A 6835-nucleotide genomic window follows, 5' to 3' on the forward strand; every position below is an offset into this window, starting at 1 on the left:
CCATGCGGCTAACCCAAGAGAGTTTTTATGTCGATAAACTGGTTCCCAGGCCATATGCACAAGGCCCGTAAAGAAATTGCCGAGGTAATGCCACAGGTCGATATCATTATCGAAATGCTGGACGCCCGCATTCCTTTTTCCAGTGAAAACCCTTTGGTACCAGAGCTACGCGGTGACACTCCGGTGATTAAAGTACTGAACAAAGCTGACTTAGCAGACCCTGCGGTTACCGCCTTATGGGTTGAACGCTTTGAACAGGAAAAAGGCATTAAAGCCATTCCTATTAGTCAGCAAAACCCTGAACAAATCAAGGCTTTGTTACAACTTTGCAACCAGATGCTGCCAGATCGGAATTTAGATATACGCGGTGCCCGCGCCATGATTATGGGTATTCCTAACGTTGGAAAATCAACCATCATCAATACATTAGCTGGCCGCACTATCGCCAAAACCGGCAACGAAGCTGGTGTAACCAAGATACAACAACGGATCAAACTGGATAACAATGTGATCCTGACAGACACCCCGGGCTTTTTATGGCCCAAGCTAAGCCCAGCCAGCTGTGGTTATCGTTTAGCAGTGACAGGCGCCATTAAAGATACGGCCTTTGATTACGCTGATATCGCTATTTTTGCCGCAGATTATTTACTCAAAGCTTACCCACAACAAGTAATGGCGCGTTATCAGTTAAAAGAGCAGCCAGAAAATGACGTCGCCTTGTTAGATGCCTTGGGCGAACGCCGTGGTTGTATGCGTAAAGGCGGTGTGGTTGACTTACAAAAAGCCGGATCGATTTTAATTACTGAACTTCGAGCTGGTCTGTTTGGCCCTGTCAGTCTGGAAACGCCAGACATGGTGACAGAGGAATTGCAGAATGCTAAGTTAGAGGAAGCCACCAGAGCTGCTGAAAAAGCCGAGCGGGAAAAAGTCCGTCAGCAAAAAGCTAAGAAAAAATACCGTTAGCCCGGCAGGTCCGGCGACGGACCAACCAGGGAATTGTGCTATGCGTTTTTTTACTCCTTCAATCTTCAGTCTGTTATTCATTGCCAGCGGCTCGTTATCAGCCGCTCCTGTAGTGCTGCACAATATTCAGGGTTATGGCTTTGATGAAAAAGGCCAAATCGCCGAATTCAGTCATTTTGCGTTTGATAATCAGACGGGCAAAGTATTAGCTCGTGGCGATAAAACCGCAGTTGCGGCCTATCACAAAGCAGAACAAATGGATGGTAAAGGCCAGACTTTATTACCTGGTCTGATTGATGGCCATGGTCATGTGCTGGGTTTAGGCCAAAATTTAAATCAGGTGGATTTGCGCACCAGCAGCAGCGAAGCTCAGGCCGTGGCACAAGTGGCAGCTTTTGCTAAAGGGCATCCACAATCCCAGTGGATTTTAGGCCGTGGCTGGAATCAGGTGCTATGGCCTACCCAGCAGTTTCCAGGCAAAACCCTGCTGGACGAAAGCATTAAAGATAAGCCAGTCTGGTTAACCAGGGTGGATGGTCATGCCGGCTGGGCCAACAGCAAAGCGCTACAACTGGCAGGCATCAACAAAGAAACCATAGATCCACCAGGTGGCGAAATAATCCGGGATGCTGAAGGCAATCCAACAGGTGTATTGATAGACAACGCTATGTTATTGCTGGAAAAACAAATTCCACAGCAATCCGAAGCCGAACGTTTAGCTGCACTAGATGCTGCTTTTGAGCACTTATTGGCTTTGGGTATTACTTCTACTCACGATGCAGGTGTGGATCAGGCCAACCTTCAAAGTTATCAACAACTGCGCAAAGACAACAAACTGCCGCTACGTATTTACGCCATGTTATCGGCAACAGATCCGCATTTAGCCGACTGGTTAAAGGCCGGTCCTATCCTGGATAAAGACGACATTTTTGTCGCCCGCTCAGTGAAAATTTATGGCGATGGCGCTCTGGGCAGCCGTGGTGCAGCTTTAATAGAACCTTATTCTGATCAGCCTGGCCAAAAAGGTTTATTTGTTACCCAGCCAGATAAGTTAACAGCAGTAATGAAACTGACACTGGACGCAGGTTTTCAAACCAACGTGCATGCTATAGGTGATTTAACCAACCGCCTGGTGCTGGACAGATTCGAACAACTGGCAAGCAAAGAGCAACTGGAGCAAGGACGTCACCGCATTGAGCATGCGCAGATTGTTTCACCTAAAGACATTCCACGTTTTGCCCAGCTGCATATTCTGCCCGCTATGCAACCGACTCACGCCACCTCAGATAAAAATATGGCAGCCGATCGCTTAGGCATAGCCCGTTTACGTGGCGCTTACGCCTGGAAAAGCTTTGTTGATCAAGGCAGCCGTATCGTAGCTGGCTCAGATTATCCGGTGGAACTGGCCAATCCTTTTTACGGTATTCACGCCGCAGTGACACGTCAGGATCAGCAAAATCAGCCTGTAGGTGGCTGGTTGCCAGAACAGCGTCTGACTTTAACTCAGGCATTAAAATCTTTTACTCTGGACGCTGCTTATGGCGCCTTTCAGGATCAAAGCATGGGTTCATTAGCCCCAGGCATGTGGGCTGATTTTATTTTGGTCGACCGCGATATTTTCAAAGTAGCCCCAGAAACTTTATGGCAAACCAAAGTGCACCAAAGCTGGGTCGCCGGACAACAAAAATATAAGGCCTCAATGTAGGCTTCAGGTAAGAAGGTTGTAACCCAAATTCATTGGAGTTGCAGCAAGGCTTCAAGTAAGAAGGGTTTATGATTAGTCAGAAATGGTCGAAGTTGATCCGCTCCCTGCAGCAAAAAAAATACCGCAAGGCAGAGCAACTATTTTTTGTCGAAGGCGAAAAATCTGTGCTGGAGTTGCTGCACAGTTCGTGGAAAGTGCGCGCAGTCTTTGGCACTGAACAGTTTTTGCAGCACCACCATGCTCTTTGCGCTAAAGCCGATTTGGTACAGCAATGCACTGAACATGAGCTAGTGCAGGTCGGTACTTTTAATAGCAATAACGCCGCTTTGGCCGTGGCTGAAATACCAGTAACAGTCCCATTTAAAGAGCAGAAAGGCGATTGGGTGCTGGTTTTGGATCAAATCAATGACCCGGGCAACTTAGGCACTATTATTCGGGTCGCCGATTGGTATGGCATCCGCAACATCCTTTGCTCAGCTGACACAGTGGATTTATACAACCCCAAAGTGATAGCTGCAGCTAAAGGCTCCTTTTTGCGGGTGCAGATGTTTTATCAGGAGTTATTGCCGGTATTAGAGCAAAGCTCTATGCCTGTGTATGGTGCTTATCTCGAAGGTGAATCAGTGCATCAATTAAAGCTCAGTAAAGCCGGTGGTTATCTGGTGATGGGTAATGAAGCCAATGGTATTAGCCCTACACTAAAGCCCGTGATCAGCCACCCGGTAACTATCCCTGCATTCAGCGAAACCGAGTCACTCAATGTGGGTATAGCCACTGCTATTTTGTGCGACAACCTGAAGCGTCTTTCTGCCTCTTAGATAGTCCTGGTTATAGCGGATCCGTCTGTAAGCATGCAGTCAGATCCGCTACACTAAGCGCAATTTCTTCTGCCCCGCTGAGGTTTTATGTTCCCTACCCTCGAAGATCATGTTGGCCAGACACCTTTAGTGCGGCTACAACGTATGGCCAATCACACGCAGAGCACTGTGCTATTGAAGCTCGAAGGTAATAATCCGGCCGGCTCAGTCAAAGACAGGCCTGCTCTTTATATGCTGCAACAAGCCGAAGCCCGGGGTGATATTAAGCCGGGCGACTGCCTGATTGAAGCCACCAGCGGCAATACTGGCATAGCGTTGGCGATGGCTGCGGCCATCAAAGGCTACAAAATGAAGCTGATTATGCCGGACAATATGACGGATGAACGTAAAGCGTCGATGCGGGCTTATGGCGCTGAGCTGATACTGGTCAGTAAAGAACAAGGCATGGAGTACGCCCGTGATTTAGCCAAACAAATGCAGGCTGAAGGTGTGGGTTTAGTGCTGGACCAGTTTAATAACAGCGACAATCCGGCGGCTCATTTCGCCTCGACTGGCCCTGAGATCTGGCAACAAAGTCAGGGTAAAATAACTCATTTCGTCTCCAGCATGGGCACCACAGGTACCATTATGGGGGTGTCGCGTTATCTGAAACAGCACAACCCTGATATTCAAATCATAGGCTTGCAACCAGCTGAAGGCAGCAGTATTCCGGGCATTCGCCGTTGGCCAGAAGCTTATTTACCAGGCTTTTATGAAAAGCAGCGGGTTGATCAGATCATCGATATTACAGCGGACCAGGCCTTAGTAACTATGCGTCAACTGGCACAGCAGGAAGGTATCTTTTGTGGTGTCAGCTCTGGTGGTGCTGTCTATGCAGCATTACGTCTGGCCGAACAGCTGGATAACGCTGTGATAGTGGCCATTATCTGCGATCGGGGTGATCGTTATTTATCTTCAGGAATTTATTAGTGCCTTTTGAATACTTAGCTTTATTGGCTGCTGTCTGCTGGGCTGTCGGTAGTTTGTTATCAGCCACAGCTTCCAGTCATTTAGGGGCTTTTGCTTTTACCCGTTGGCGCCTGGCTTGCGCAGCTAGCATGTTATGGCTCTGGGCTTATTTCAGCGGTGGCTTTACAACTTTGGCATTGCCTCAATTACCGCTTTTGGCCATCTCGGCTCTTATTGGTATTTTAATTGGGGATACCTCGTTATTTGCCTCAATGAACAGATTAGGCCCACGCCGTGCCGGTGTGTTATTTGCCACTCATGCGATGTTTTCGGTGTTGCTGGCTTATCTATTTTTAGATGAATCCATTTGGGGTTGGACTTTAGTCGGCTGTGGTTTATTAAGTTCAGGGGTGATGACTGCCATAGTGCTGGGGCGCAGAGCAGAAGAACAGCATCATTGGGAATCGAATCAATCCCAACTTCGTTCTGGTATCGCCTTAGGTTTAACTTCAGCTTTATGCCAGGCTGCTTCTACCTTAATGTTAAAGCCTTTGATGGAAACTGACATCGATGCGGTCAGTGCTTCGGCGGTAAGGATGACAGTCGCCTTATTTGCTCATCTGCTGCTGTTCTGGGCAGGATTTAAGGTGGCCCGTGTTTATTTACCTATGACAAAAAAAGTATTCGCCATGGTGTTTGTTAATGCGGGGTTGTCGATGGTGATAGGTATGACGCTGATTTTGCAGGCTTTAAAAACGGGTGATGCAGGTTTAATAGGTATGCTGTCGTCAGTCAGCCCTGTGTTGGTCGTGCCTTTATTATGGCTGGTTTATAAAAGACGACCGGCTTTAGGCGCATGGCTAGGTGCCAGCCTGACAGTAGCTGGCACAGTGTTGATTTTATGGCATTAGGCCATGCGGTTATCAAATAGCTTCGGGGATTTGGTTTCTGTGGTAATCAATCAGACTCAAAATTTCCGCCAAAGCACCTGCATGGCTTGGCGTTAAAATACCATTGTGACCTAAAATAATATCGTCTGAAACAGCCAATACCCAGACCGCCTGCATATTGGCGTCATCACAACTCTGGATAGTGCGACGAGCCTGTACCCGGGCACGAATACGCCAGCCCGAACGGTTGAGCTGCATCATGCAACCTGGTATAGCATCATGCTGAGCTAAGCTGCTATGAAGGTGAATAGGAGTCTCACAGTTACCTCTGGGGCACTTATCAATATCGTGCGTGATAGCCCAGGAATTTCCCACCGCCTGCTCACCATCTTTTAAGAAGTTAAAAGCTTCTTTTACCGCAAAGTCCCCTTTGGACTGTAATACCACCATACTGGGCTTTTGCCTGTCGACGCTTAATAAAGTGTCGAGCGGTTTATACTCTTTAGCTGTCACGGCCGGGTTGAGCAATAAATACAAATTCGGGTTGTCTTTACCGAGATCTATGGCTTTTTTTACCCGTTCTTTACTGGCGTGCAAAGCCACTGAACCGCCTAAGCTATGGCCAATAAAGATGTATCGTTTCAGTTGGCCTTGTTCGACTACAGCATCCAGTTTATCCAATAACTGACTCACCCCTTGTTCGCCAACCAGACGTGACACCCTTTTGCGTTGGAAAATGGTAGGAAAATCCAGAGGTTCCATCCAGCCTTCTGCTTTATAAGATTCATCCAGCCAGAGTGGATCGTATTTATCCCCTCGCCAACCCAGATAAAGACCGATCAAATTACGCTGAGGAGCAACTTGCTGTAATTCTTTGATATAGGTCTGAAAAGCAACGAAGTTTGAATCTGTGGGTGCCGCATTCTGATGCCAGCCATGCACAAAAATCACCAATTCTGCGGTGGCAGAGTCTGGCTTTTTAATACGATCGAACAAAGCCTGCTGCTGCTTTAAATCATGAGGCTGACCTTCGTCGTCAAATTCAACGACATGGAAATTGCTGTTTGCCGTATTTTCATCCGGAAAATGGTATTGCTGATCAGGAATAGGTGTGACAAAAGTGGAGATCAGGACCAGGGTTAACAACATCAATGGTGTTAATTTCAACCATGAACGCCAGCCAAGCCGGATCATTCTGAACCAAAGGTACTGTAACGCGCGAACTAAAATCAAACCACACCCAAAACTGCTGTAAAAACGGGCTGCATTATAGCCAAATAGGGGGGTAAAAGGTAGGTGGAATTGGTGTAGATCGCCTGTAGGGGCGTCCCTTGTGGGCGGCCGTTTGGAATTTTAAGAGCAGTGAGGTGTTGAATTCTGGGCTGTGAACTACATTATTCCGGGCATCCTGCCCTCCACCCTTCGGGCCGGCTGCGCCGTTCAAAAACGTTCCAGACGTTTTTGTCGCATGGGAAATGCCATGCTCGGGTGATTGACCACTAAATTCTAAG

General features: G+C 47.8%; 6 protein-coding genes. 5 read left to right on the forward strand and 1 reads right to left on the reverse strand.

Annotated elements, in window-relative coordinates; translation table 11 throughout:
- Positions 1-27 precede the first annotated feature (27 nt).
- From ylqF to LSG34_RS20035, 5 genes are all read left to right on the forward strand, one after another.
- Positions 28-963: a ribosome biogenesis GTPase YlqF gene (gene ylqF, locus LSG34_RS20015; protein WP_233011108.1), complete on the forward strand. Its 936-nt coding sequence runs from the start codon at positions 28-30 to the stop codon at positions 961-963.
- Between the two features lie 40 nt (positions 964-1003).
- Complete coding sequence (locus LSG34_RS20020; protein WP_233011109.1) at positions 1004-2668, forward strand: amidohydrolase; 1665 nt, start codon at positions 1004-1006, stop codon at positions 2666-2668.
- Positions 2669-2736: 68 nt separating this feature from the next.
- A complete protein-coding gene (locus LSG34_RS20025; protein ID WP_233011110.1) occupies positions 2737-3486 on the forward strand; it encodes a TrmH family RNA methyltransferase in 750 nt (249 codons plus the stop codon).
- 87 nt (positions 3487-3573) lie between these two features.
- A complete protein-coding gene (gene cysM, locus LSG34_RS20030; RefSeq protein WP_233011111.1) occupies positions 3574-4455 on the forward strand; it encodes a cysteine synthase CysM in 882 nt (293 codons plus the stop codon).
- The gene (locus tag LSG34_RS20035) at positions 4455-5345 is read left to right on the forward strand and encodes a DMT family transporter (RefSeq protein WP_233011112.1); all 891 of its coding nucleotides are present in this window, start codon (positions 4455-4457) and stop codon (positions 5343-5345) included. Before cysM ends, LSG34_RS20035 begins: the two co-directional genes overlap by 1 nt.
- Before the next feature lie 12 nt (positions 5346-5357).
- Here LSG34_RS20035 and LSG34_RS20040 read toward each other — a convergent pair whose 3' ends face one another.
- Positions 5358-6491, reverse strand: a complete 1134-nt coding sequence (locus tag LSG34_RS20040; RefSeq protein ID WP_233011113.1) for a hydrolase — start codon at positions 6489-6491, stop codon at positions 5358-5360.
- Positions 6492-6835: the final 344 nt, after the last annotated feature.

The organism is Rheinheimera faecalis, assembly GCF_021290965.1.
In the GTDB taxonomy this organism is placed as follows: Bacteria; Pseudomonadota; Gammaproteobacteria; order Enterobacterales; family Alteromonadaceae; genus Pararheinheimera; species Pararheinheimera faecalis.